Source organism: Gimesia panareensis (genome assembly GCF_007748155.1).
Classification (GTDB): domain Bacteria; phylum Planctomycetota; class Planctomycetia; order Planctomycetales; family Planctomycetaceae; genus Gimesia; species Gimesia panareensis.
The window spans coordinates 3,191,491-3,216,262 of the sequence record NZ_CP037421.1; the positions used below are offsets into that span (position 1 = coordinate 3,191,491).

Sequence of the window (24,772 nt, forward strand, 5' to 3'; positions counted from 1 at the left end):
GGTTTGACAGCATGAACAGCGAAGCACCGAGCGGCACTGTCGCAAAACAGGGAAAATCTGTCAAGATAGGTCAGAAACGAGCTGTAAACAGGCTATGAGATCAGACCTGTGCTCTGAATCAGGGTCGAGGACACATCCCCTAAAACCGTACCGGCTTGTGTTCTGTCTGTTGTGCCGTCATTCCGTACTTCAACCGTTCACTGAGGTCTTCCACGCGCGCCCGACTCTGCTCCTGCAGAAACCGGATCATATTTTCCCGTTGTTCCACAGTCGCGCGGGGCGGGGAAGGGTTAGAGTAGCGGCGGGGAGGCGGTTCTGCCAGCGAAGAGGCCAGCAGACTCACAATCGTGGTCGCGACGTTCAAGGTCAGAAACACCAGGCACTTCGTGTCGGGATCGGTGGTGACCTCTTCCTCGGTGCTGGCCAGACGCGTGTTCTGTTCGTCGCCGGGATGTTCAAAATCGAATTCACACTGGCAGAATTCGCAGGAAGTACTGTCCCGATCGATGTCCGCCTGACAGCCGGGACACGTTTGAAATTGCGTCCGAGGATCTTCCTCATGATATCCAGTCATCACGACTCCTTTACTGGTTTGAGGATAACGAGCGCGGGTAGCTCAGTCCATTTTCGGCCCTGCCGTCTATTGTACCTCCTCGAAAACGGCTGGCAATGTCTTTTTGGAATGCCGCCGGGAATTCAGAGCTGGCTGAACGATTTTTTCTCAAAACCAGTCTTCATCGTGCGGCTCAAATTCCTCAGGTGTCGCGATCAAACCTGATTCCAGATCGACGTTTCGCTGTGTCTCCAGTTCGAGGGAGCGCCAGTATTCGAGTCTGGATTTCAATCCATCAGGAGATAAAAACTCTTCTTCTCCAAATTCATCTCTCTCTCTGACCCGCCAGGGAACTGGTTGCTCCGAGCGATTCTGGTGGTAGACCTTTGCTAACACCTGCCGCTCCGACTGCCAGTCCCCTTCGAAGATCCGGATCTGGCGAATGGCGGTCTGATGTGCAGCGGCAGCTTTAATTTCCGCCAATCCCATTTCGGTCAGCGTTCTCAGAATCTTGAGATCTTCTATAGTCGGAGATTCGACGGGGATAATCTCAATCATGAGCACCATCTACGTACCAAGGACTTCAGAGCAACAAGTCTCAATTCAACCAGAAGATAAAATTCCGCGAAACAGAACTCTACTCCTTCGCGTTCTTCTCCCGCATCAGCTTGTCGTTGAACTCAGCCGGCTGGGAGCCGCTGTTGCGCCGCAGGTTGGCGCCCATGCTGCGTTTGTGGCTGAAGGGGACCCGGTTGGCGTTCGACTTTTCCAGGATCGCATGCAGGTCGGCCCGCATCGTTTTGATCTGCTTCTGATACTTCGGATCGAAAATCAGATTGTGCTGTTCCAGCGGATCTTTTTCCATATCGTACAGCTCGTCGATGTCCCAGATGCCGTGATATTGAATGAACTTATACCGCGGCGTCCGCAGGGCGAATGTCGTGGGCGTCTGGGGGAAATTGAACTCCCAGTAATATTCATACAGAATATTCTGCCGCCAGTCCGCAGCGGGCAGTTTGCCGGCCGCCAGTTCCAGGAAGCTTTGCCCGTCCATCTGCGATGGGGTTTTCAACCCGGCCGCCGCCAGGCAGGTCGGGCCGATGTCGATGTTGGCGACCACTTCATTGATCACGGTTCCCGGTTTCCAGAGACCGGGACAGACGCCGACCAGCGGCACCCGCATCGACGCTTCATAGGCGGTCCGTTTATCGATCAGGCCGTGCTCGCCCCACTGAAAGCCGTTGTCGCCCATGTACATAATCAGCGTGTTCTCAGCATAGCCGTTGTCCTTGAGCCACTTCCGCACGCGGGCGATCGATTCGTCCACGCTCAGCAGGGCTTCACAGTACAGGCGGTAATGCTCTTCGATATCCGTATCCTGGTGATAGGCAAAATCAACGCCGTGCCAGCTGTTTCGCTGGTTCTTGAGCCACATCGGTTTGTTGAAATAATTCTCGGACGTATTCGCCATCGTTTTCGGAATGGGCATCGCCTTGTCTTTGTAGCGTCCCGCATGACGTTCCGCGGGGTGGAACATGCCGTGCACACCCTTGTGAGACAGGTACATGAAGAACGGCTTGTCTTTTGGTTTGACGCTTTCGTTCAACCAGTTGATGGCGTAGTCAGTCAGTTCGTCGGTGATGTAGCCTTTCTGCGGAACCGATTTCCCGTCGACGTTCAACGACCATTTCTTCAGATGTGTCGGCGGGTAGTAGTGTCCCTGTCCGCGGAAAGAAACCCACTTGTCGAAGCCGGGCCGCGGTGCATCCGAGTGACCTCCCATGTGCCATTTCCCGAAGAAGGCGGTCTGGTAGCCGGCGGCCTGCAGGTACTGCGGAAAGAATTTCGTGCCGGGTGGGGTCTGCACGTTATTGTCGACCACGCCGTGATTGTGCATGTACTGCCCGGTCAGAATCGAAGCCCGGCTGGGTGAGCAGAGCGAGGTGGTCACCACGGCGTTTTTGAAGTAGACGCCCTGTTTGGCCATCGCATCCATCGCGGGAGTTTCCACCCAGGGATGACCGGCAAAGCCCATCACGTCGTAACGGTGATCGTCGGCGAGAATAAAGACCACGTTACGCGGTTTGGCCCCTTTGATCTTTTCCAGCTTGAGATCCGCGGGAGCAGGATCCGCAGCAGAGGTGAGGGAAGTGGTATAGAGGAACACCAGCAGACAGAGCGTCGAAATCATTCGCATGGCAGCACCAGTATGTTTTTCAGGTAAATCTTAGTTAGAGACGGATTGTCACACAGACGGGATTTAAGCTTTCCACTCCAAGTTAGCACAGGACTCACGCCAATACAATAAAAGCGGGACCGGAAACCGCGGTCACTCTGGCAACGCCGGAAAATCTCCGCATAATACAGGCAGTCAGTCAATCAGTCTCTTCACACTATGGAAACAACGGAATGTACGATTGTGTCATCATCGGAGCAGGGCATAACGGTCTGGTCTGTGCGCATCAGCTGGCGCGACAGGGCTGGAAAGTGCTGGTGCTGGAACGCCGCGATCTGGTCGGCGGGGCCTGTGTGACCGAAGAACTCTGGCCCGGTTTCAAAGTCTCGACCGCCTCGTACCTGGTGAGTCTGCTGCTGCCCGAAATCGAACAGGAAATGCAGCTGGCCCGCTTTGGCTATCGGGTGCTGCCCCGTAATCCGAGTTCCTTCACCCCCTGTGCCGACGGACGTTCGCTGCTGCTCGGCCCCGACCTGAAACAGAATCAGGCACAGATCGCCCAGTTCAGCCAGCGCGACGCAGAGCAGTTTCCCCGCTACGAAGCGATGCTGGAACGGATCGCCGAATGCCTGGAACCGGCACTGGTGCAGACGCCCCCCGATCTGCTCCCGCTGCCCGACAGCTGGCGTTCGATCGGCTTCGGGAAGAAGCTTCGCGACACGAAAACCGCCTACCACCTGCATCAGTCATTGAAAAAACTGGGGGAGACCATTCCGGAGGCGATCGAACTGCTCACCGGTCCGGCACTCCCGATCCTGGATCGCTGGTTTGAATCGGATGTCCTTAAAGCCACGCTGGCGACCGACGCGATCATCGGCACCTTTCAACCTCCCTCCGCACCGGGTACCGCGTATGTTCTCCTGCATCACGTGATGGGTTCCGCAGGCGGGGCGCGGGGCGTCTGGGGTTACGTGGAAGGGGGCATGGGTGCGCTCAGCCAGGCGATGGCGGCTTCCGCCCAGGCAGCCGGTGTCGAGATCCGCACCGGCGTCACAGTGGACGAGATTCAGATCAGCGGCCAACAGACGACCGGCGTCCGCCTGTCAACGGGCGAGACGATCGCGGCCCGCAGCGTAGCCTCGAACGCCGATGCACATGTGACGTTTGAAAAACTGATCCCCGCCGGCACGCTGCCTCAGAACTTTGCAGACGCGGTCGGCCGGATCGATTACAGCAGTGCGAGTATGAAAATCAACGTCGCAGTCAGTGAGCTGCCCGATTTCACCTGCCTGCCCGGTCACAGCGAACCGGGGCCGCAGCATCGGGGGACAATTCACATCGGGGCCAGCTGCGAAGAGATCGAACGGGCCTACGACGATGCCAAGTACGGTGCTCCCTCACAAAAGCCGATCATTGAAATGACCATCCCCAGTGCCGTCGACACCACGCTGGCCCCGGAAGGGCAGCATCTCCTTTCGCTGTTCGTGCAGTACGCGCCGTATCAGCTCAAGGAAGGAAACTGGGACGACCTCAAAGAAGAATTTGCCGACCGCTGCATTCAACGGATCGCGGAATTTGCGCCGAATGTCCCGTCGTCCGTACTGCATCGGCAGGTTCTCTCTCCCCTTGATCTGGAACGGACCTTCAGCTTAACGGGCGGCAATATCTTTCAGGGCGCGATGCCCGCGCATCAGCTTTACAATCTGCGCCCGGTCCCCGGCTGGAGCGATTACCGCACGCCGATCAAGGGGCTGTACCTGTGCGGCAGTGCCGCGCATCCGGGGGGCGGCGTGATGGGTGCCTGCGGTCGCAACGCGGCACGGGAGATGCTTCGCGACGGGAAGCCCTGATCAGGGTACCACCAGTTCGACCGGCACGTTATGGAACAGCGTCTCCGGACGCGCTCCCTGAACCTGCTGGATCAGCATGCGGGCGATTTCCTGTCCGTATGCTTCCGGTGAGAGTTGTGCCTGGATGTGGGGGAACGGGCAGGGAGCCGTGTCGCGGGCAAACCGGTCGGCAACGACAATCTCGGGCTGTTTCTTGCGGGGCCGCTTCTGCTCCGACAGACGCACCGCAATCGCCCGGGCCGCCGGTTCGGATCGACAGAGGATCCCCAGCTTGCTTGAGGACTGTTCCAGGACTTCCTGAGCCGAGACCTGAATCGCCCGGTCATCCGCGGGGAGACAGCGAACCGTCAGCCGGTCGATGCCCCAGCCGGCGGCGTGCAGCTCCTGTTGTACGGCATCCAGCAGTCGATGATCGCCGGCGGTCACCTGATCGCGAAAGACGACCAGCAGTCGCTGGCATTTCTGCTGAAGCAGATGCTGAAACAACAGACGCCCGATCTGCGACTGATCCCGGTCGATATGCGCCAGTCCCGTAATGGATGGCTGCAGAACCCCGTTCACCACGGTGGGCAGGCCGCTCTCTGCGAGAATCCGCTGCACGCCCACCTGCGCCCGCTGTAATACGAAGGCTTCCGTTTCGCTCGACTTGAGCGCCCGGTTGACGATCTCTTCCACGTACGCCTCTTCGTCGCGGTGCGGGAGGAAATTGAATTCGAGTTCGGCCTCGGGGAGTTCCCGCTGCAGGCCGATCAGAATGCCGTCGGCCAGCAGGCCTTCCCGTTCCAGGTATTTCTGATGCACGACCAGGTGCACGCGCTGCAGAGACGGATCTGCCTGATGTGATTCTGGATCCGCAATGAAGGTGCCGGCCCGCTGTTTGCGCACCAGGACCCGCCGCTGCGTGAGCAGTTGCAGGGCACGGTTGGCGGTCGTCCCGCTGACTTGAAAGGAGCGGGCCGTCTCGCTGGTGGTATAATAAGGATCGCCGGGCTGCAGCTTCCGCTGTTGGATGTCAGACTGAATCCGCGCGGCCAGATCCACAATCGCTGGTTTCATGGAGAAATTTCATTCACTCAAAAAAGGAGACTTTTTGCTTTCAATTCCGGATCGACTTTTATAATATTACGCTACAGATAATAATATCGCAACTAAAATATTATTTCCCCCCAATTGACAGGAAAGCATTCCCCATGCCTCAGTTTCCCTTGCACCCGGCGAAAATCTGTTCCCTGTTTGTGCTGCTGATCGTGGCCCTCGTGCAGACCACACAGGCAGACGACCTGCAGAAAACGACTCTGTTTGAGGCCCGGGACGGTCAGTATCATCACTACCGGATTCCCGGCATCATCGCCACCAGCAAGGGAACGCTGCTCGCCTACTGCGAAGCTCGCAAAACAGCCGGCGACTGGGCCGATATCGATATTCTGATGCGTCGCAGTACCGACGGCGGCCTGACCTGGGCACCGCCGCAGGTGATTCATGACGCGAAAGAGCACACCGTCAACAATGTGGTTGCCTTCAACGATGCCCAGACCGGGCAGGTACATCTCTTGTATTGTGAGAACTATGCCCGCTGTTATTACTCATTCAGCAACGATGACGGGCAGACCTTCAGCCCCCGCGTGGAAATCACCTCGGTCTTCGAACAGTTTCGCAAGGAATACGACTGGAACGTGATTGCCACCGGGCCGGGCCATGGTATCCAGTTGAAAAACGGACGACTGCTGGTGCCGGTCTGGCTTTCGACCGGGGGGAAGAAACATCGTCCATCCTGCGTCTCGACGATTTTCAGTGATGATCACGGCAAAACCTGGCAGCGAGGCGAGATCATCGTCAACCAGGGAGACGAGTTCGCCGGCGAGACGATTGTGAATCCCAGCGAGACGGTCGCCGTCCAGCTGTTTAATGACAAAGTCCTCGTGAATATCCGCACGGAGTCGAAGCCGCACCGCCGGTTGATTGCCGTCAGTGACAACGGGGCGACCGGCTGGGCCGACATCCGCTTTGATCCACAGTTGCTCGAACCGGTCTGCATGGGCAGCATCCTGCGTGTCCCAGCGGGGAAGTCGCACCCGAAGAACGCCATCGTGTTTGCGAACCCCGATAACCTGGAAGGATCCAGCAAACGCAGAGGCCCCAACCGGGACCGCAAAAACCTGACACTACAGGTGAGTTTCGATGACTGCCAGTCCTGGGCCGACAAACGCGTGCTCGAACCGGGCATCAGCGGCTACAGCGATCTGGCGGCCCTCCCGGACGGCACCATTGTCTGTTTTTACGAAGATGGCGGCCTGAAGAACAACGGTTACGACACAACCGGCTTGACAGTGGCTCGATTTCCTTTGAAATGGATACAGGAGGACTGACCTGTCCCGCTATCACTGTTTCGTCCTGCCTCCCCGGTTACGCTCACCGCAAGATTGAAAGCTGATCATGTTTCGTTCCCTCGCTCCCGTTGCTGTGCTGCTCTGCAGCTACTTCACCATTCTGTCCCCCCTCTCTGCTGCCGAACCGGATCACCGCGTCGATATCTGCGTCTATGGCGGTACGTCGGGTGGGGTGGTTGCGGCTGTCAAAGCGGCCCGCCTGGGCAAGACCGCCATCCTGATCGAACCGGGACAGCACCTCGGGGGCATGAGTTCCGGAGGCCTCAGCTTTTCCGACATGGGGAAGTCAGCCACCGTGGCCGGCATGGCCCGCGAGTTCTACGAACGGATCGGGAAAAAATATGGGAAGCCGCTGGAAACGCGTCTGGAGCCGCACGTCGCCGAACAGGTCTTTGAAGAAATGATCAAGGAAGCGGGCGTGAAAGTCATCCGGGGCGAACCGCTGCAGAAAGTCCGGAAGCAGGGTCCCCGCATTGTAGAACTGATCACCGATAAAGGAACCCGCATCGCAGCAGACATGTTTATCGACTGCACCTACGAAGGGGATCTGCTGGCGGCCGCCGGCGTGTCGTATTCGCTGACTCGCGAAGCCAATTCAAAGTACAACGAAACGCTGAACGGCGTGCAGCTGTATGAGATTCCCCAGGTCCACTTTGGCAAGGTCGACAAGATCGGCCGCCGCAAAGACAGGCGGGGGCTGTGGGACCGCGCGATTCCCCTTGATCCCTACCAGACTCCCGGCAAACCGGAGAGCGGCCTGCTGCCACTGATTGAGGAAGGGGAGCTGGGAAAAATCGGTGAGGCGGCCCCTGGCGTGCAGGCTTACTGTTTCCGTTTGTGCGTCACAGATCAGCCCAAGAACCGGATTCCGATCGCGGCGCCGGCCAACTACGATCCGGCCCGTTACGAGATCGTGGCCCGCTATATTGCCGCCTGTCAGCAGGCGGGCGACGACATGGACCTCCGCTGGTTCACCAAGCACGATGCCCTCCCCAACGGCAAGTTCGATTTCAACACCGCCTATTTTGGTCTGAACTATGTCGGCGGCAACAAGGGGTACAGCGAAGCCTCACACGCCGAGCGACAACAGATCATCAAGGAACACGAAAACTATGCTCGCGGCCTGTTCTATTTTCTGAAGACGGACGAGAGGGTGCCGCAGAAAGTGCGTGAGCAGGTCAGCCGCTACGGGCTCTGCAAAGACGAATTCCAGGACAACGGGGGCTGGCCGCACCAGCTCTATATTCGCGAATCGCGGCGGATGATCTCCGACCTGGTGATGACCGAACATTATTGCCGTCACCAGGTGGTCGCCCCGAAATCGGTCGGTCTGGCTTCGTACGGCATCGACATCCACGAAATTCGACGCATCGTGCATAACGGGGTGATGGTGCGGGAAGGCAAGCTGCTGGGGCATCACAGTACCCGCGGACCTTATCCGATCGGCTTGGACGCGATTGTCCCCAAGCCGGAAGAATGCGACAACCTGCTGGTCACGTTCGCGATCTCCGCCAGCCACGTCGCCTTCGGCTCGACCCGCATGGAACCGGTGCTGATGATTCTCAGCCAGTCCGCGGCGACCGCTGCCAGCCAGGCCATTGATGTCGGTTGTAAAATTCAGGATGTGAATTACCAGCGACTCCGCACGCAACTGCTGGCCGACGGACAGCTGCTCGACTGGCCGTCCCCGGTTCAGAACGGGAAGTCGACCGCGCGGGTGATTGTGGACCCCGAGACATTACCGGGCATCGTCCTTGATGATTCCGATGCGGAATTCACAGGCAGCTGGGCGGAGAGCAACGGTCAGCCCTCCCCGATCGGCAGGAGCTATTCTCACGATGGGAACAAAGACCGGGGCCAGAAGTCGGCCCGGTTCACGCCGGAAATCAAACAGTCGGGCGACTATGAAGTTCGCCTGCTCTATACGTGGCATCCGAACCGGGCGACCAAAGTTCCGGTGACGATCCGGAGTGCCGATGGTGAGAAGACGGTGACCGTCAATCAGCGGCAGCCGGCGCTGGTGAAACAGGTGCCGGTCTCACTGGGGACGTTTCACTTTGCAGCGGGGCAGCCAGCCTCGGTCACGGTCCCCAACCGCGGGGCCGACGGTTATGTTGTCGTGGATGGCCTGCAGCTGCTGCCGGTGAAACTCGCCAAGGAGGAACGGGCGGGAAAACGGAAATCGGGATATCCCCAGCTGACGATGGAAGCGAAACCGAAGTTTCGGCAGCCCAACGCGGCCCAGGCCAAAACGGTCGCCTTCTCCCCACTGGCGGAGAAGACCTTGCCCCGCACGCCCGGTGCATCGACGCGGCACTCCGCTGAACCGGTGCAACTGGCGAAGGCATCGACGGCGGATGAGGTCGCAGGCAAATCGTATGACGTCGTCGTCGTGGGCGGCACCGGGGGCGGTGTGGCGACCGCGGTCCGGGCGGCCCGGAAAGGGTGTTCGGTACTGCTGGTCCAGCACAACGGGCACATTGGTGGAATGATGACCAACGGACTGATGCAGTGGGACGCCTTGTACGGCGGACCGCGTGCCCCGCTGTTCAGCGAGCTGTTGGAAAATATCGAGAACTACTATATCGAGACCTTCGGCCGCGACTCGCGCGATCATCAGACGATCCGTTATACCCATGAAAAATACCCAATCGGATGGGCCGAACCGCACGTCGCCGAGCGGGAGTACAACCGGCTGGTCGCACAGGAAAAAAACATCACGCTGCTCCTGCATCACTACCCGACGGACGTCGATCGCCAGGGCGCGCTGATCAAAGCGGTCACTCTCTGCCGGTATGGCACGCCCGAGACAATTCAGGTGCAGGGGACCACGTTTGTCGATGCGACCTACGAAGGGGATCTGTTCGCGCTGGCGGACGTCCCTTACCGTGTGGGCCGCGAAGCTCGTGACGAGTTTAACGAGCCGCACGCGGGGAAAGTCTTCGTCAATATTGACGGGCATCGGCCCGAGAGCGTCGTCAAAGAGGGACTCAACATCCGCGTGTACGGTGCCCGGCAGGGGAGCGTCGATCCGACCAGCCCGTTTGCGGCGGACGGGGCGGTGCAGGCTTATAACTACCGGTTCTGTGTGACCTCCGATCCCGCAAACCGGCTGCCGATTCCGAAGCCGGCCCGTTACGATCGCGCGGACTACCTGGACTTTCACCGCCGCTACATCCCGGCGAGTCGGGGACCGAACCACAAGTCGCACGTCAACAGCCCGATCATGCCGGGTCAGAATCACGCCTATCCCGAAGCCGACTGGCCGACCCGCGAGAAGATCATCCAGCAGCACCTCGACTTTGGCCTGGGACTGATGTGGTTCCTGCAGCACGATGAATCGATCCCGGAATCCAAACGACAGGAGTACCTCAAATGGGGGCTGCCGAAAGACGAATACGCCGACTATGATCATGTACCCTATGAAATGTATGTCCGCGAAGCGCGACGGATCGTGGGTAGGCATGTCTTCAATGAAAATGACGGGATGTTTGTGAAGGAGTATCGACGGACGCCGATCCACGCCGACAGCATCGCGGTGACCGACTGGTACATGGACTCGCACTCCTGCACAACCGACAGCCGGCCCGGCTTCAAATATGACGGCAAGCTGATTCTGACCGAAGAGTCCCGCCCGTCACAGATCCCGTACCGCGCACTGCTGCCGCGGGGGGTCGACAATCTGCTGGTGCCGGTCTGCCTCTCCGCGACGCACATCGCCTGGGGAGCCATCCGCCTGGAACCGGTCTACCTCTCCACGGGCGAAGCCGCCGGTTACGCCGCCGCTCTGGCAAAGCAACACGCGACCACACCGGCCGACCTCGATCCCGATCTGTTGCTGAAAACGCTGGTCCGCCGGCGGCAGCTGGTCAGTTTCTTCAACGATCTGAAAGTGAACGACTCAGATCCCGCGATTCCGGCCGCCCAGTATTTCGCCACGAAAGGGTTCTTCAACGATTACAACGCCCGGCTGAACGAACCGTTGACGCAAGCGGTCCGCGGCGTGTGGGAGCGGGGGCTGAAACAACTGGAGCAGGGGACGCTGGATGCCCGTAAGCTGGCCGTGGAGGTGCAGGAGGCGGAAGCGCAGCAGTCGCCGGCGTCGGGGGAGACGCGCGGGGCGTTTCTGCTGCAGGCGTGGGAGCAACTCAAGCTGTAGTCGCGTGAGTGCTCCCGGATGGTATCACCTGTCGCTTTCAGTGTCCCTCAGTAGCGTTGCCTGATTCGGATGGTCTAGACCAAAGCCGTTTCAACCGGGGCTAACGCCCTGCGGCTAATGACGAACAGCGGGTGGAACGGCGAACCTTGACTTAGCGCGGCACATACATGTGCGGTCCGTAATAATGGGGACCTGACGGCAATCCGTAGCGGACCTCGATCAGGTTATGCGGCTCTCGGGCACCGGCTGCGATCGCCAGATCCAGGGCTCGTTGCCACATCAGCCAGGAATCCACGGTGCCCCGCAGGATGGCGACCCCGTTCTCCACGGTAGCAGAGACCTGGTTATCGGGACCGATAAAGTCGTAGGCCAGTTTTTCTTTCAGATCCGCCTCGATCGCGGCATCACTTTTGGGTTTCCATTTTTTGCGCACCGCCAGGTAATCGTTGATGTGCACCACGCCTTTCTGCCGGCTCGCGATCCAGTCTGCGTGGTACTTTTCGAACTGGGTGTCGACCAGCCCATACAGACTGACATGGGCGTTGCGACATTCGACAATCAGATTATGCCGTTCGAGATAGGGATCGCGGGCGAGGGCGGCCCGCGTGAAATCGGCGATCTGCTGATCGGTGGGCGGTTTGTCTTCCCAGCGCACGCTCAGGTTATTTTTGACCCGGCGGACCCCAATCGTATGGCGGGCATCTTTGTCTGCAGCGCGCTGAGCCGCCTGATTCCCCACATCACCCGTGAGTGTGACCACGCCGCCTTTGACGGTCACTTTGGGATCGTAACTGAGCAAGCGGGGATCGTATTTGAACGTTCTTTCGACGGCTTGCTTGATGTCCGCATCGGTTGCCTGTTCGTAGCGTTTTGTCCGCAACATTGGATTGGTGTGCTTCCAGTACACGAGCACGCCGCGACTGTCGACCTCTTTCGCTCCCCCGAGGTAAGCCAGCATGTCGGCGTGCGATTTCTGGAACGCCCGGGCAACGCGGCCGGTGATAATCGCGGTTCGATCTTTGACTTGCACTTCCAGTTCGGAATCGTCCAGCAGGACCGCGTACTTGATCAGTTCGCTGATTTCATGTTGCATGTCGTCGTCGCTGAGCTGTTTTTTATGGTTGACCTTTAACTGATTCTCCAGTTCAGTCAAGCCTTTGACGCCCATCGCGACTTCCCCCGCCAGGGTCTTTTCCCCCGTGGTGGGAACCTCTCCCGTGAGGGTCACCTCGCCCCGTTCCGCAGCGACTTTGACGGAAAGATGCTGCGTACCCGGGTCGGCTTTGAGGGCGCTCTGGATATCTCTGATTAAGACCTTGTCCTCCGACGGTTCGACATTCACCACCATTTCGTCAATCACAGAAACGGTGCCGCGCACCCGCTCGGCCAGGCCGACGGCGATCTCTTTCGCCAGGTAATTGTTGACATGCCCCGAGAGGGTCACGATGCCCTGCGCGACGTCTACATCGATGCGATGCCCGTCGACGGCTTCGGACCGCCGCAGTTCATCGTCGATGGCCAGCATGATCAGCTCATCGGTCAGTGCTTTCAGGTCCACGTCGCTGGTTTTGGGCTGACTGGCTGTTTCCTGTTTCGCCGGCGATTTCTCCCCGGCACTCACACTGGTCGAGCCGACCAGGCAGAGAGACAACAGGAGCGCGACCGGGAAGATCCCCCGCCGCGGTTTGATTGGATGGAAAAACAGAGTGTGGTTCACGGCTGGGATGTGCTGTTTCATGGTCGCGTACTCGCTTTCTGATGTTGGAGGGCGCAGGTTGGCAGGGATGGCAGGAGCGGGGGCAGGATGTGCCGGAAGCCCTCGACGGGCTCCGCGACCAAAGCGGGAGCCGCACGGTCGACGCTCATTCCCTGAGATAGAAACCAGGTTGTGAGTCTGTAGGCAAACATGTGGCAAGCTCCGAAACCAGTGGCGGGATAGCTTCCACAGAGGTATGGCGATCGTCTGCAGCAACTTTTACTCTAACGAGTTAGAGTGAACAGTTCAAGATTTTTGTATCTGGAGGTGGGAAATGTGGCGTGTCTGGTGTGGGTGAAATCGCCAGAAAAGGGAGAAATGAGTGGGGCGTTTTGAGTGAGGATATGAAATCCCCTCACGCAACAGAGGCGTAGCGTGATTTCTCTCCTGTGTATGAATGGTCTCATTATCTAATTGACAGTCCATCACAAACCAGTATGATAACATGGACGGTGAATGTATTTTCACATATCCAGTTTCATCTGAATTGTCCCTCTCTCATTCATGGAGTCTGAAGACATGCTAAGAGGCTACCTCGTCGTCCTGTTGGGCATTGCTGCTTTTTTTGGCGTGATCGCGATCGGAACTTTGCTTCCGGGGAAGTCTGAAGACAAGCAGATCTTCGCACAACTTGCATTCCTCGTGATGGGAGCTGGATTTGTTGTCGGATCGATTATGATTGCTGTCGACAAAGGTTATTCCGCAATACTCGGTGTTCTGTGCGGATTCTTCTCGCCGCTGGGACTCTTGATTCTCACACTCCTCCCCAATCGTCTCGAAAAAAATGTAGAAGCGGCAGAATCATGAGTTTCAGTTCATTCTATCAATTGATTGTCAAAACCCGCTGGTGGTTCGGTGCTCTGCTCGGGATCATCACGACTGTCTGCATGTTTGCATCTCTGTTTAAGTACAGCGGTGGAGTCCCGGCATTCAAATTTCTGATGTGCATTGCCGGAGGAGCGAATGCATTGATCGCAGTTGCAGGCGCGATGACTTTCTTCCCATTAATTTTTGCCCCGAAGGCATGGTTGGTCTCTGATCCGCTGGGGAAAAACTGGTTAAAACGTACTGGCGTCACCGGCAGGTTTCAAATTGCCGCGTTCCGGTTTGCGACTTTCATCATCGCCATCGCTGCGAGTTTCTTTTGCGCAGCATCCTGTATGGTGATCGTGGGAAGGATACTGGAGATGACGAAAAAGAGTGTAAACTGATATCATTGAACAACGTTTAATTTCAGTGAGTCTCTTTTACTTGAATGCAGGAGCCAACCGTCATGTTCGACTTCGAGACCCCCACCGTGAATGAAATTGCTCCCGATGTGTTTCGGATTGGCTGTTATGCGCCGGCGCTGGATCTGCAGTTTAATTATTTTCTGGTGCGGGATGATGCACCGCTGCTGTTTACGACCGGGTACAAATCCAGCTTTCCCCTCGTGCAGCAAGCGGTCGCGCAGGTGATGGATCCGGCGAAACTGCGGTATATCGCCTTCAGTCATTTTGAGTCGGATGAATGCGGGGCGCTCAACCAGTGGCTGGACGTGGCGCCCGAGGCGGAGCCGGTCTGCAGCCTGGTCTCGGCGATGGTGAATATCAACGACTTCGCGATCCGGCCGCCGAAAGGGATGGTCGACGGCGAACAGCTCAACACGGGCAAGTACCAGTACCGCTTCTGCTCGACCGCGCAGCTGCCGCACGGCTGGGATGCGGGGCTGCTCTATGAAGAGACCCAAGGGACGCTGTTCTGCTCGGACCTGTTTCACCAGGGGGGCAACGTGGATGCGCTCACCGAAAGCGATCTGTCGGAGCAGGTGCTGGCGGCGATGCAGCAGATGCAGGCTGGTCCGCTGGCTGACTATATTCCTTATACGAAACAGACGGATCGGATCTTAAACCGGCTGGCGGATCTGAAACCCAAAACGCTGGCGATCATGCACGGCTCCAGCTTCGCCGGCGATGGGGAACAGGCCTTCCGGGATCTGTCGACGGCGATGCAGAGCGTCTTCGGTTGAGGACCACGAACGGGTACGTTACCACGGACGTTTTTTTCTACCACGAAAAGCACTAAAGACACGAAATTTTTCTGGAGGGAAAGTCAGATGAAAACCTCGTTTAAAAAATATCTGATCATCGTCTGTCCGCCGGTTTGCTTTCTGTTGTTGATGGTGGTGGCGGTCTCTTCCAGACACAGTCCGCAACAGGAACTGACGGAGTTGCAGATTGATGTGGCGCAGATTCGTCTGGGGGCGACGGTGGAAGAAGCCGAAGCCCTGTTTGGAGCGTCCGCCAATGCGACTGCGGAAACGAAAGGGGTGATCGTGGATTCTACGACGATGTTCACCGCGTCGAATGAGCAGGCAGCGAAGTATGTTCATCCAGAGGACTATGTTCTGCACACCTGGAAAAGGGGGGAATTTTATGCGACAGTCGCGTTTGACGAGGAGGGGCAGGCGGTCTGCAGATGGGCCTGGTGGAATAACCCGCCACCTCAGACTTCTTACAGTCCTTATCGGGTCCTCAAACGGGGCGGGCTGTTTTAAGTTCTTTTTTCTACCACGAAAGGCACGAAAAGCACGAAAACTTTTCTGTAGGGAAAGTCAGATGAAAGTCTCGTTTAAAAAATATCTGATCATCTTTTGCCCCATTATCTGCTTTCTGTTGCTGATGAGGGTGGCGGTCTCTTACAAACATGACACGCGCCACGCACCAGGCCCACTGGAGATCAAATTGGCACAGGTTCGTCTGGGGGCGACAGTAGAAGAAGCGGATGCCCTGTTCGGGACGCCGCCCGATGAGACTTCCCAAACCGAAGGAGTCATCATGAATCCCACAACGATGCTCACCGCGTCGAATGAGCAGGCTGCGCAGTACGGCATGCCTCAGGAATACGTCCTGCGGACCTGGAAAGGGGAGGAGATCAGTGCGACGGTTGCGTTCGACAACGAGGGCCAGGCGGTCTGCCGGTGGGTCTGGTCGTCGAACAACCCGCCCCCTCTGAATCCTTACGGTCCTTACCGGGTCTTCAAGCGGGTGGGACTGTTTTAAGCTGTTGTGCTACCACGAAAGGCACGAAAGTGCTTCTGACACCTTCATCAGATGGATTCCGCTGATCATGAATGAGAATGCCTTTGATCTGAAGCCTGATGAACCAGAGTTTGAGAAAATCTGCAGGGATCTGAATCGACTGGTTGTCGATCCCCAAGCTTCTCCCAGCTTCGATGGCATGTCGGGCGCATTCAATTTTTCGGATGAATTCCCGAAGGCTTATTTGTCTGCAGAGGGTGAACCAGACTCACTGCTGTTGCCTTGTATCAGTTTGTTACGCTACTTGTGGGCTTACCGTCAATCGCTGATTTTGTGCACGCCGCGTTCTGAACTGAAACACTTGTGGTTTAAAACAAGGGAATCTGCTCCTGACTGGCCCGGTTTTCTCCCGGAACGATGCTCACCCGAGATGCGCGAAACCGCATTGAACTGTGCAGCTGAAGCTGTAAGATTCTCTGCTGCACTTGACGACCTGGACGTGCGAAGCTCCCGCCGTTCCAGCCAGGAAAGCGAATCATGAACGGTGATGAGGGTTAAATAACAGGGAAACAATAGACAGCCGTCGGATTGATCTATACACTCTTGCCAGAGAGAACCTTTCTTCGAACGCAGGGAACGCAACATGAGTTTTGAATTTCAACTTCAGCCTTGTCAGAGTTTAGCAGACGGCGCTCAGAAGGAGGCGGCGAGTGATGCGGCCCGCCCCTCACAATGGGACGCGATGCGAAAACTGCTCCACGCGGCGGCGGCTCCCAAGCCGGGCACCGATGGCTGGTATCACCCCCATCTGGCGGATTGCAGCAAAGTTGAAGTAGCCCTGGAGCGGCCCGATGAGGAGTCTGACCTGAGTGGCGTCAAAGTCCGGCTCTTTGGGTATTCCCGGGACAACATGCGTTTCTTATTTTCCCTCGCAGAACAGGGGAACCTGGCCATCCTGCCTGCCGGTGAAGAGGGGACTGCCGTGGTGACCGCTGCCAGTCAGGAAGCGGATGTTTCGACGCGCTGGCCGAATGCGACTGCCGTTACGACGCCTGGTGAGCTGATGTCTGTTCTCAAAGCGGGACGCGAGACGCTGCCGGCATTCCGTCAGGAAGCGGTGGCAGAGATGAAAGCCAAATCGAAACGATCCCTGAGCAGCGGGTATCGGACGCTGCTGGTGAGCATCGTCAGCTTTGTTGTTTTGAGAGGTATTTTCTTTGGACTTTCTCTGCTCGCTGCCAGGGCCAACAGTACCAGTATGATGCCATGGCACTTTTTAGCTGGTTTCGTCGGCTTTCTGTCTATTGCTGTGCTGGTCATCGGTCTGCTGATCAGTTCCATTCAAATTGCCCAGGACAAGGGTTATTCGGGAGAGCTGGGGTTCAGTGCCGTCCTGGGGATTCCCATCGTGCTCATCGTGACGGCGTTCATCATCAGTGTCTTTCTGCGTCAGGTGGATGGCAATTTCTACATCGGAATTTTTTACATCCCCCAGATCTATATCCTGTTACTCAGACTGCTGACCTCGATTGGTGCCATGCTTCTGTTACCGGTGCTGGGGCTGTGCACGCTGGCGATCCTACCTTATAAGATCAGGATCAAATACGCCGACATGTTCCCGGTCTGATCGGTGATTGCGCATGCGATTCAAAATGTCACAAATGACAGCCCTCACGATCGCCGATCTGACTGATCTGGATGCCGCGCTGGTAGAACAAATCCATGCCGCCCCATCAAAGGCAGACATTTTATACCTCGAAGCCCCGATTGAGGTGTTACAAAAAGCGCGTGATGAACTTTTCGCATGGGCCAAATCTCATTCCGGAACTGACTCCGACGCCTTTGACTACATTCTGAAAGAGATCAATTACCTGGCCACTCCGGACTGAGATTCCCTGCAGTGTTTCTTAAATTGAACGGTCTTTACCAAAGTCGTTTCAACCGGGGCTAACGCCCTGCGGCTAATTTGGCTTTTCTGCTGTTGAAAGTACGAAAGGAAGACGACTCTATTTCACCTTCGCGAACTGTTTCTGGAAGAACTCCAGCATTTCGCGTTGGGGATTGCGGCCTTTGGCATCCGGCGTGTAGATGAAGACGTTTTCGATGCCGAGTTCGTTCATGTTTTTGACCAGGTCGCGGCCGAAGTTGGGGTGATGGATGCCCTGTCCGGGTCGGGCATTGGCGGGCAGGGGGCCGTCGGCTTCGCTGTAGACCATATACAGGGGCGGATCGTCTTTCGTCAGGTGCGTGATCGCGGAAGATTCATCGTAGCGTTTCTGCTGCTCCGGAGTGGGGTGGAGGGCCTCTTCCGCGGTGGTGACGCCGTAGGCTTTGAAGATCGAAGGATGTTCCCAGGCCCGGCCGCCGACCAGGGCTTTGATTTTGATCGGATCGTAGGTGCTTTGACCGCCGAAGGTGCCGATGGCCTGGATGCGGGTCGATTCGCGTTCGACGGGATCATCGCTGTCCGGATTGGCGAGGTCGTCGTGAAAGCCGATCCACATGGAGATCCCGGCACCGGCTGAACCCCCGAAGCAGGCGACCCGTTTGGGGTCGATATTCCACTCTTTGGCTTTACTGCGGAGAAACTGTACGGCCCGGGCGCCGTCGCGTTGCGGTTCGGGGAGCAGGACGTCTTTTCCGTCGATAAAGCGATAGTGGATCCCGGCGACGCTGATGCCGGCGTCCAGACACTGCTTGAGAAAACCGGGATTGACCCGCTTATTGCCGCCGACAAAGCCCCCGCCGTGAATATAGATCACCAGGGGCGTCGGTTGATCCGATTGGGCCTGGTAGAAGTCGAGGACGTTTCGTGCGTGATCGCCATATTTGACGTCAGCAAAGGTTGGTTTGACGGCATTCGCGGGCCGGGCGTTCCTGTTCTGGCGTTTCTGCAGCTGCTGGCGGTATTCCCGTGCTTCTTCGCGGGTGAGGATGCCGTCCTTGTTTTTGTCGGCGTCCGGAAAGCGTTTCAACAGCTTCTGCAGGCGTTCGTCGGGCTGGGGTTTGTCTTCGGCTGCCGGGACGGACTGCACGAGTAACACAAAAGTGCAGATAGTGAGAAAGCATGAACTGAAGATTGAGCAGCGCGTCTGCGGCATGGAGTCACCCGTTTTCTATTGTGATGGGAGAGGGAAACGATTTTTGGAAATCGCTGGTTATTTTAGAGTGTCGGGCTGCTGGTTCTCAAGCAAAATCTGTGGGGCCGTAAAAGAGACGTTTTTTTGCTACCACGAAAGACACGAAAAGCACGAAAGGAATTGTGTGAAGTTCCTCTATACCAGCTCGCGCCGTTGCGTATGATAGGTGAGTTGTGGTTGCCGGCGCCTCTGTTTGTGTAGTGGGTGAACAGCGCTGGAAAAGTGATGTGATGTGGGCCGGGATTCACGCAGAACGATGTGGAAAAACGTGTCCGTTTCGTGTCATTTCTGGCAAAACATGACTTTTATGTGTCCGAAACTGGCATTTTATGGTAGTGAACCTGGGACACCGGAATTAACGTAAGTGGGAATAGAAAGGAAGCAGGATGACGTTAACTGTTTTGAATGCCTTAAGATCTGGAAGAAGTCGAAACTGGTGCTCGGACAGACCCGATTCTCTATTTTCAGCTGAATCGAAGGTGAACTTTTTTGCAAACCCCGCATAAAACGGGCAACGGTTCGCATTGACCAGGTGAACGGGAAGCGGGAATCGAATCCGGTTTTGCCAGCCGGGAATCGGGGAAAAGGTCTGACTTCGGGTCGACATGACTGATAGAATGAGACGTGACGTCTTGAATTTGCGGGCCGCAAATCTGGACAGCCCTTTCGGGGCGGAAAGCAGGCGTGATGAAACTCCTCTCTCACAAGCAGTGGAAGCAGACTCTGATCCGGGTCGGGATGGCGTTCTGCCTGACGGTCTGTCTTACCACAACAGGCCTGGCCCAGGCCAACAACGGGGGCAACAACACAGGCAATCAGAACAACCAGAACAACAATAATCAGAACGCGGGGGGGATCACCATTGATGCGAACGGGGTGATTTCGGCGCCGTTTCGGATTACGTTGAACAGCAAGCGGCTGAACCAGAAGCGGCTGCAGGCTCTGGCAGCGCAGGCATTGCCGGGCGATGTGAATCAGAAATCGGAGTTTCGCAAAATTTCGCTGGTGCAGCTGGAAAAGGTGTGCCAGGCATACAAAGCGAAAGGGGAACCGCTACCGGTGGAGGTGCGGTTTCTGGCCGGGCTGTGGCGGATCGATTATCTGTTTGTCGACCGGGAACACAACGACCTGATCATCGCGGGACCCGCAGAAGGGTTCGCGACGAACGCGCAGAACCGCGTGGTCTGTGTGGAATCGGGACGACCGCCGTTGCGGCTGGACGACCTGGTGGTGGCGTTGCAGTCCCAGCAGCGGGGTCTGATTACCGGCTGCTCGTTTGATGCAAAACAGGAAAACCTGGCACGCATGCACGAGTACATTCGCAGAACGAATAACGCATCGAGTTCCGCGACCGCGGTCACTCGTTTCCGCACGATGGCACAGATCCTGGGGATGCAGGATGTGACTGTCACAGGAGTCCCTGCCGGCTCGCATTATGCCCGGGTGCTGGTCGAGGCGGATTACATGCTGAAGCGGATTTCGATCGGCCTGGAACCTTCGGGGATCCGGGAGATCAAAAGTCATCTGGCGACACTGCGCGGCGGGGGCAACAGCACGCAGCGGTGGTGGTTTACGCCGCTCTATGATGCTTTTACCACGACGGCAGACCGGGATGCGTTTCAGTTTTCCGGACAGCGGTTGCAGATGATGTCGCAGGAGGAGTTCGTCAATCTGGCGGGCCAACGGACAGAAGCGGCACAGACTCGGATGTCGACGACACGCTACGCGCAGCAGTTCACCAAGTATTTCGCGAAACTGGCGGATCTGCATCCGACGTTTGCAGAGCTGCAGTCGATTACCGATCTGACCGTGCTGGCGGCGTTGATTCGCAAGGAACGTCTCGACGATCAGGTGGGCTGGGGGCAGCGGTTCTTTTTGAGCGAAGCGGATTTTCTGGTGCCGGAGGGAAATATCCCGACGCAGGTTCCCACGGCGATGAATTACAAGAAAGCAGGAGGGTTGATGATCTGCCTGGTCGGAGGCGGGGTGACGATTAATGCCCAAACGGTTCTGCGGCAGACGGAGTTTGTTACGACACGGGATGATACGCTGGCTGAGAAAAAACAGTCGGTTGTACGGCCGGAAGGGGTTCGCTGGTGGTGGGATTGACGTTGAGTCAGGGATACGTTTTACTGGGGAAAGGTTGTTATTCTATGGGCACTGTCGGACAAGCCGATGGTGGCACCCTACTGGTTTACCAAGGGGGAGGCTGTTATTCCATAGGCACTGTCGGGCAAGCCGACAGTGGCACCCGACTTTAGACTGAGATGTAGTTTACTAAATAAAGATATTGATTCACGAACACTGTTGGGCAAGCCAACAGTGCCACCCGATTATCACCACCTGATTACCATTAGTGATGCACGACGACCGTTTGATTCGACTTAGATTTAATCACCCACAATACAAGAAACTGATATTCATGATGCGACGCGCTCCTTTGTTGAACTGGCTCTGTTTTTTCATCTTCGCTGTTGTTTTATCAACGGGAACTCTGCTGTCAGCGGCGAAGCCGAATGTGCTGTTGATCATGACGGACGACCAAGGCTGGGGGGATGTGCGGCTGCACGACAATCCGTTGATTGAAACGCCGAACCAGGATTTGCTGGCGAAGCAGGGGGCGCGGTTTGAGCGGTTTTTCGTTTCACCGGTCTGTGCTCCCACGCGGGCGGCGCTGATGACCGGTCGCTACAGCCTGCGGACGGGCGTGCATGGTGTGACCCGCGGTTTTGAGAACATGCGGGCGGAAGAGGTCACGATTGCCGAGATGCTGAAAGCCGGCGGTTACGCGACGGGGGCCTTCGGTAAATGGCACAACGGGCGGCATTACCCGATGCATCCCAACGGGCAGGGCTTTGACGAATTCTTCGGATTCTGCGGGGGGCACTGGAACAGTTACTTCGATACCAACCTGGAACACAATCGGAAGCCGGTCAAAACGGAAGGCTATATCACCGACGTCCTGACCGACAAAGCGATCGAATTCATCAAACAGAATCAGGACCAGCCTTTCTTCTGTTATGTGCCTTACAACGCCCCGCATTCGCCGTGGATCGTGCCGGAGAAGTACTGGAACAAGTACGCGGACAAGGGGCTGGATGACAAAGCCCGCTGTGCGTACGCGATGGTGGATAGTGTGGATGAAAACCTGGGACGATTGCTCAAGACGCTGGACGATCTGAAGCTGGCGGATAACACGATCGTGCTGTTCCTGACAGACAATGGGCCGAACAGCGACCGTTACAATGGTGACATGCGGGGCAGGAAGGGATCGATCCACGAAGGAGGCATTCGCGTGCCCCTGTTTGTGCGGTACCCGGGCAAGATCGAGCCGGGGACGGTTGTGAAACCGATCGCCGCCCATATTGATATTCTGCCGACGCTGCTGGAATTCTGCGACGTGGAGTCGACGTCCGGGATTCCCGTCGACGGTAAGAGCCTGGTGCCTTTACTGACGAATTCGTCCGCAGAGAACTGGCCTGAGCGGATGCTGTTTGTCGATCGGCTGTTCCGCAATTCGATTCCGGGGACCGAACTGCCCGTCGGTTCGGTACGGACGGATCGCTGGCGTGCCGCTTATGAGCGAAACAAATGGAGTCTGTATGACATGCAGGCCGATCCGGGAGAAAAGCAGGACGTTGCCAAGTCGAACCCGGTGGAGTTGAAGCGGCTCAAATCGGCTTACCAGAAGTGGTTCCAGGACGTTTCAGAGCTGGGCTTTGAGCCGATTCCGATTCCCGTGGGACATCCGAAAGCAGAGCTGACCAGTCTACCGGCGAATGAATCGTTTCTGATGCCGGAAGCCGGGCAGGGGATCAACTACAGTGGGAAAGGGCACAACGGTTATGCCAACAGCTGGATCGAAGACTGGACCGATCCCGGCGCACAGGCGGTCTGGCATCTGGATGTCTTAACGCCGGGAACCTATGCAGTGACTCTGAAATACACGTGTGCCAAGGATGATGTGGGTTGCCAGATCGCTGCAGAAACGGGAGACCAGAGTCTGGCGGCGACGATTTCCAAAGCACACGATCCCCCCAAAATCGGAAACCAGGACCGGGTCGAGCAGTCAGATAACTACCAGCGGAAAGACTGGGCGCGGCTCAAACTGGGAACGCTGGAACTGAAGAAAGGCTGCTGCGATCTCAAGCTGACGGGCGTCAAAAAACCGGGACAGGAACTGATCGACGTTAAGGGGCTGGAGTTGACTCGGGTGCCGACAGAGTAGTCATGAGCCGCGCGGCGGCATCTTCAGCACTTTGAATGGAATCGGGAATGCCGACTCCCCGATAGGCATTGCCGGCCAGTTCGAGACCCGGGTAGCGGGCAGCTTCCTGTTCGATCTGTTCGACCAGTTGCAGATGTCCCAGGTGATACTGAGGCATGGACTGATTGTGTCTGAGCAGTTTCGAAAACAGCGGCTTGCCTTTCAAGCCCAGAATATCGTCGAGTTCGCTGCGAACGATTTCCTGCAGTTCCTCGTCCGAATGTTCGAGCATTTCCGGCTGCATGGCGCCGCCAACAAATGTGCGGAGTTGGATGCAGTCTTCCGGTGCCCGGCCGGGAAATTTGCGACTGGCGAATGCCACTGCGAAAATCTTGCGTTTCTCGGCAGCGGGGATGACCAGGCCGAAGGCCCGCAGCGGATGTTGGATGTCCGCGAGCTTATAGATATTGACGAGGATCGCGGTCGACGCATACTCGATTTGAGACAGGAGGCTCGAGAGTTCGGGGGCGAAGCCGGTGAGCATGCTGGCTGCCTGATACGTGGGGGCGCCGATGAGAACGGCATCGAAATGCTGCGTTTGCACATGCCCTTTCGATTCCATGGTGACCTCATAGCCGACTCCCGATGCGGGAATGATATGGGTGACGCGATGGTCGTAGAGAATCGTTCCCCGTTCGGAAACACGTTCGGCGAGGGTCCGCGTCAATGTCTGCATGCCTCCCTTGAAGGCAGCGAACAGACCGTAGCGGGCACCGGTGGCATCTGACTTCGACTGGTTCTCTTTTTTCTGTTTGCGAGCGGCTTTGATCAAGCTGCGGTGATCGCGTTCCATGTCCAGAAAACGGGGGAGTGTGGCTCGCAGGCTCAGCTTTTCCGGATCGGAAGTATAAATGCCGGCGACCAGTGGTTGCACCAGCCGGGTGAGGGCTTCTTTACCGAAACGACGGGTCACGAAACGGGCGAGGCTCTCGTCGTCGTGATCCAGGCCGGTGGCGCTGTGACGGCGGGGCACAAAGTATTCGAGGCCCATGCGAATTTTTCCCCAGAGACTGAGCAGCGGGGTTCTCAGCATGGGCAGAACTCGGGAGGGGGTCATCAGTTCAAAGCCGAGCGGCACGGGGACTGTCAGACCGCGACTCAACACCAGGGCCCCACGATAGCGGGCATCGGTGGAAATCAATTGATCGACCAGATTCAGTCTTTTACAGAGCTCGATGCAGGCGGGTTTGTTGGTGATAAACATGTCCGCGCCGGTATCGATCAGGTAGTCTCCCTGATCAACGGTCCCGATCCAGCCTCCGGTTTCCGGCTGGGCTTCGAACAGGGTGACTTCCACGGGCTGTTGCTGTTCGTCTGCCAGCTCCAGAATTCGATGCGCTGCAGAGAGACCGGTCACTCCGCCGCCGATGACCGCGATGCGTTTTGTTGCTGTTGAAGAAGGTGAGTCTGTCATGAGGTTATTCAATTTCAGCAGGACAACAAAAGAACGATAGCCAGTCCAGG

General features: G+C 57.0%; 19 protein-coding genes. 12 read left to right on the forward strand and 7 right to left on the reverse strand.

Annotated elements, in window-relative coordinates:
- Positions 1–139: 139 nt before the first annotated feature.
- The 3 genes from Enr10x_RS12020 to Enr10x_RS12030 all read right to left on the reverse strand — a co-directional run bounded on the left by Enr10x_RS12020 (position 140) and on the right by Enr10x_RS12030 (position 2,750).
- Positions 140–574, reverse strand: coding sequence for a hypothetical protein (locus Enr10x_RS12020; RefSeq protein ID WP_145107518.1), 435 nt, complete (start codon positions 572–574; stop codon positions 140–142).
- Between the two features lie 147 nt (positions 575–721).
- Positions 722–1,111, reverse strand: coding sequence for a hypothetical protein (locus Enr10x_RS12025; RefSeq protein WP_145449304.1), 390 nt, complete (start codon positions 1,109–1,111; stop codon positions 722–724).
- A 79-nt stretch (positions 1,112–1,190) separates the two neighbouring features.
- Positions 1,191–2,750, reverse strand: coding sequence for a sulfatase family protein (locus tag Enr10x_RS12030; protein ID WP_145449307.1), 1,560 nt, complete (start codon positions 2,748–2,750; stop codon positions 1,191–1,193).
- Between the two features lie 212 nt (positions 2,751–2,962).
- Here Enr10x_RS12030 and Enr10x_RS12035 point away from each other — a divergent pair, with 212 nt between their 5' ends.
- Positions 2,963–4,579, forward strand: a complete 1,617-nt coding sequence (locus Enr10x_RS12035; RefSeq protein WP_145449310.1) for a phytoene desaturase family protein — start codon at positions 2,963–2,965, stop codon at positions 4,577–4,579.
- Here the strand turns inward: Enr10x_RS12035 and Enr10x_RS12040 are convergent, their stop codons facing one another.
- On the reverse strand, positions 4,580–5,635 hold the full coding sequence (locus tag Enr10x_RS12040) for a GntR family transcriptional regulator (RefSeq protein ID WP_145449313.1): 1,056 nt from the start codon (positions 5,633–5,635) through the stop codon (positions 4,580–4,582).
- Between the two features lie 134 nt (positions 5,636–5,769).
- Between Enr10x_RS12040 and Enr10x_RS12045 the strand changes: the two genes are divergently transcribed.
- Both Enr10x_RS12045 and Enr10x_RS12050 read left to right on the forward strand, forming a co-directional pair.
- Positions 5,770–6,945: a sialidase family protein gene (locus Enr10x_RS12045; RefSeq protein WP_145449317.1), complete on the forward strand. Its 1,176-nt coding sequence runs from the start codon at positions 5,770–5,772 to the stop codon at positions 6,943–6,945.
- A gap of 67 nt (positions 6,946–7,012) precedes the next feature.
- Positions 7,013–11,125 (forward strand): FAD-dependent oxidoreductase, encoded by a 4,113-nt coding sequence (locus Enr10x_RS12050; RefSeq protein WP_145449320.1) that lies wholly within the window; start codon positions 7,013–7,015, stop codon positions 11,123–11,125.
- A gap of 151 nt (positions 11,126–11,276) precedes the next feature.
- Here Enr10x_RS12050 and Enr10x_RS12055 read toward each other — a convergent pair whose 3' ends face one another.
- Positions 11,277–12,863, reverse strand: coding sequence for a BON domain-containing protein (locus Enr10x_RS12055; protein ID WP_145449323.1), 1,587 nt, complete (start codon positions 12,861–12,863; stop codon positions 11,277–11,279).
- Positions 12,864–13,400: 537 nt separating this feature from the next.
- Here Enr10x_RS12055 and Enr10x_RS12060 point away from each other — a divergent pair.
- The 7 genes from Enr10x_RS12060 to Enr10x_RS12090 all read left to right on the forward strand — a co-directional run bounded on the left by Enr10x_RS12060 (position 13,401) and on the right by Enr10x_RS12090 (position 17,790).
- Positions 13,401–13,688: a hypothetical protein gene (locus tag Enr10x_RS12060; protein ID WP_145107500.1), complete on the forward strand. Its 288-nt coding sequence runs from the start codon at positions 13,401–13,403 to the stop codon at positions 13,686–13,688.
- Entirely contained in the window at positions 13,685–14,092 is a 408-nt protein-coding gene (locus Enr10x_RS12065) for a hypothetical protein (RefSeq protein WP_145107497.1), read from the forward strand. Before Enr10x_RS12060 ends, Enr10x_RS12065 begins: the two co-directional genes overlap by 4 nt.
- 62 nt (positions 14,093–14,154) lie before the next feature.
- A complete protein-coding gene (locus Enr10x_RS12070) occupies positions 14,155–14,889 on the forward strand; it encodes an oxygen-binding di-iron domain-containing protein (RefSeq protein ID WP_145107495.1) in 735 nt (244 codons plus the stop codon).
- Between the two features lie 87 nt (positions 14,890–14,976).
- The gene (locus Enr10x_RS12075) at positions 14,977–15,417 is read left to right on the forward strand and encodes a hypothetical protein (protein WP_145449326.1); all 441 of its coding nucleotides are present in this window, start codon (positions 14,977–14,979) and stop codon (positions 15,415–15,417) included.
- Positions 15,418–15,478: 61 nt separating this feature from the next.
- A complete protein-coding gene (locus Enr10x_RS12080; RefSeq protein WP_145449329.1) occupies positions 15,479–15,922 on the forward strand; it encodes a hypothetical protein in 444 nt (147 codons plus the stop codon).
- 622 nt (positions 15,923–16,544) lie between these two features.
- Positions 16,545–17,528, forward strand: coding sequence for a hypothetical protein (locus tag Enr10x_RS12085; protein WP_145107491.1), 984 nt, complete (start codon positions 16,545–16,547; stop codon positions 17,526–17,528).
- A 34-nt stretch (positions 17,529–17,562) separates the two neighbouring features.
- On the forward strand, positions 17,563–17,790 hold the full coding sequence (locus Enr10x_RS12090) for a hypothetical protein (protein ID WP_145107489.1): 228 nt from the start codon (positions 17,563–17,565) through the stop codon (positions 17,788–17,790).
- Positions 17,791–17,907: 117 nt separating this feature from the next.
- Here Enr10x_RS12090 and Enr10x_RS12095 read toward each other — a convergent pair whose 3' ends face one another.
- A complete protein-coding gene (locus Enr10x_RS12095; RefSeq protein ID WP_145107487.1) occupies positions 17,908–19,002 on the reverse strand; it encodes an alpha/beta hydrolase family protein in 1,095 nt (364 codons plus the stop codon).
- Between the two features lie 726 nt (positions 19,003–19,728).
- Here Enr10x_RS12095 and Enr10x_RS12100 point away from each other — a divergent pair.
- Positions 19,729–21,150: a DUF1598 domain-containing protein gene (locus Enr10x_RS12100; RefSeq protein WP_145107484.1), complete on the forward strand. Its 1,422-nt coding sequence runs from the start codon at positions 19,729–19,731 to the stop codon at positions 21,148–21,150.
- A 313-nt stretch (positions 21,151–21,463) separates the two neighbouring features.
- Positions 21,464–23,269 (forward strand): arylsulfatase, encoded by a 1,806-nt coding sequence (locus tag Enr10x_RS12105; RefSeq protein ID WP_197997573.1) that lies wholly within the window; start codon positions 21,464–21,466, stop codon positions 23,267–23,269.
- Here Enr10x_RS12105 and hemG read toward each other — a convergent pair.
- Positions 23,232–24,722: a protoporphyrinogen oxidase gene (gene hemG / locus Enr10x_RS12110; RefSeq protein ID WP_145449335.1), complete on the reverse strand. Its 1,491-nt coding sequence runs from the start codon at positions 24,720–24,722 to the stop codon at positions 23,232–23,234. The two genes, Enr10x_RS12105 and hemG, sit on opposite strands and share 38 nt — an antisense overlap.
- Between the last annotated feature and the right edge of the window lie 50 nt (positions 24,723–24,772).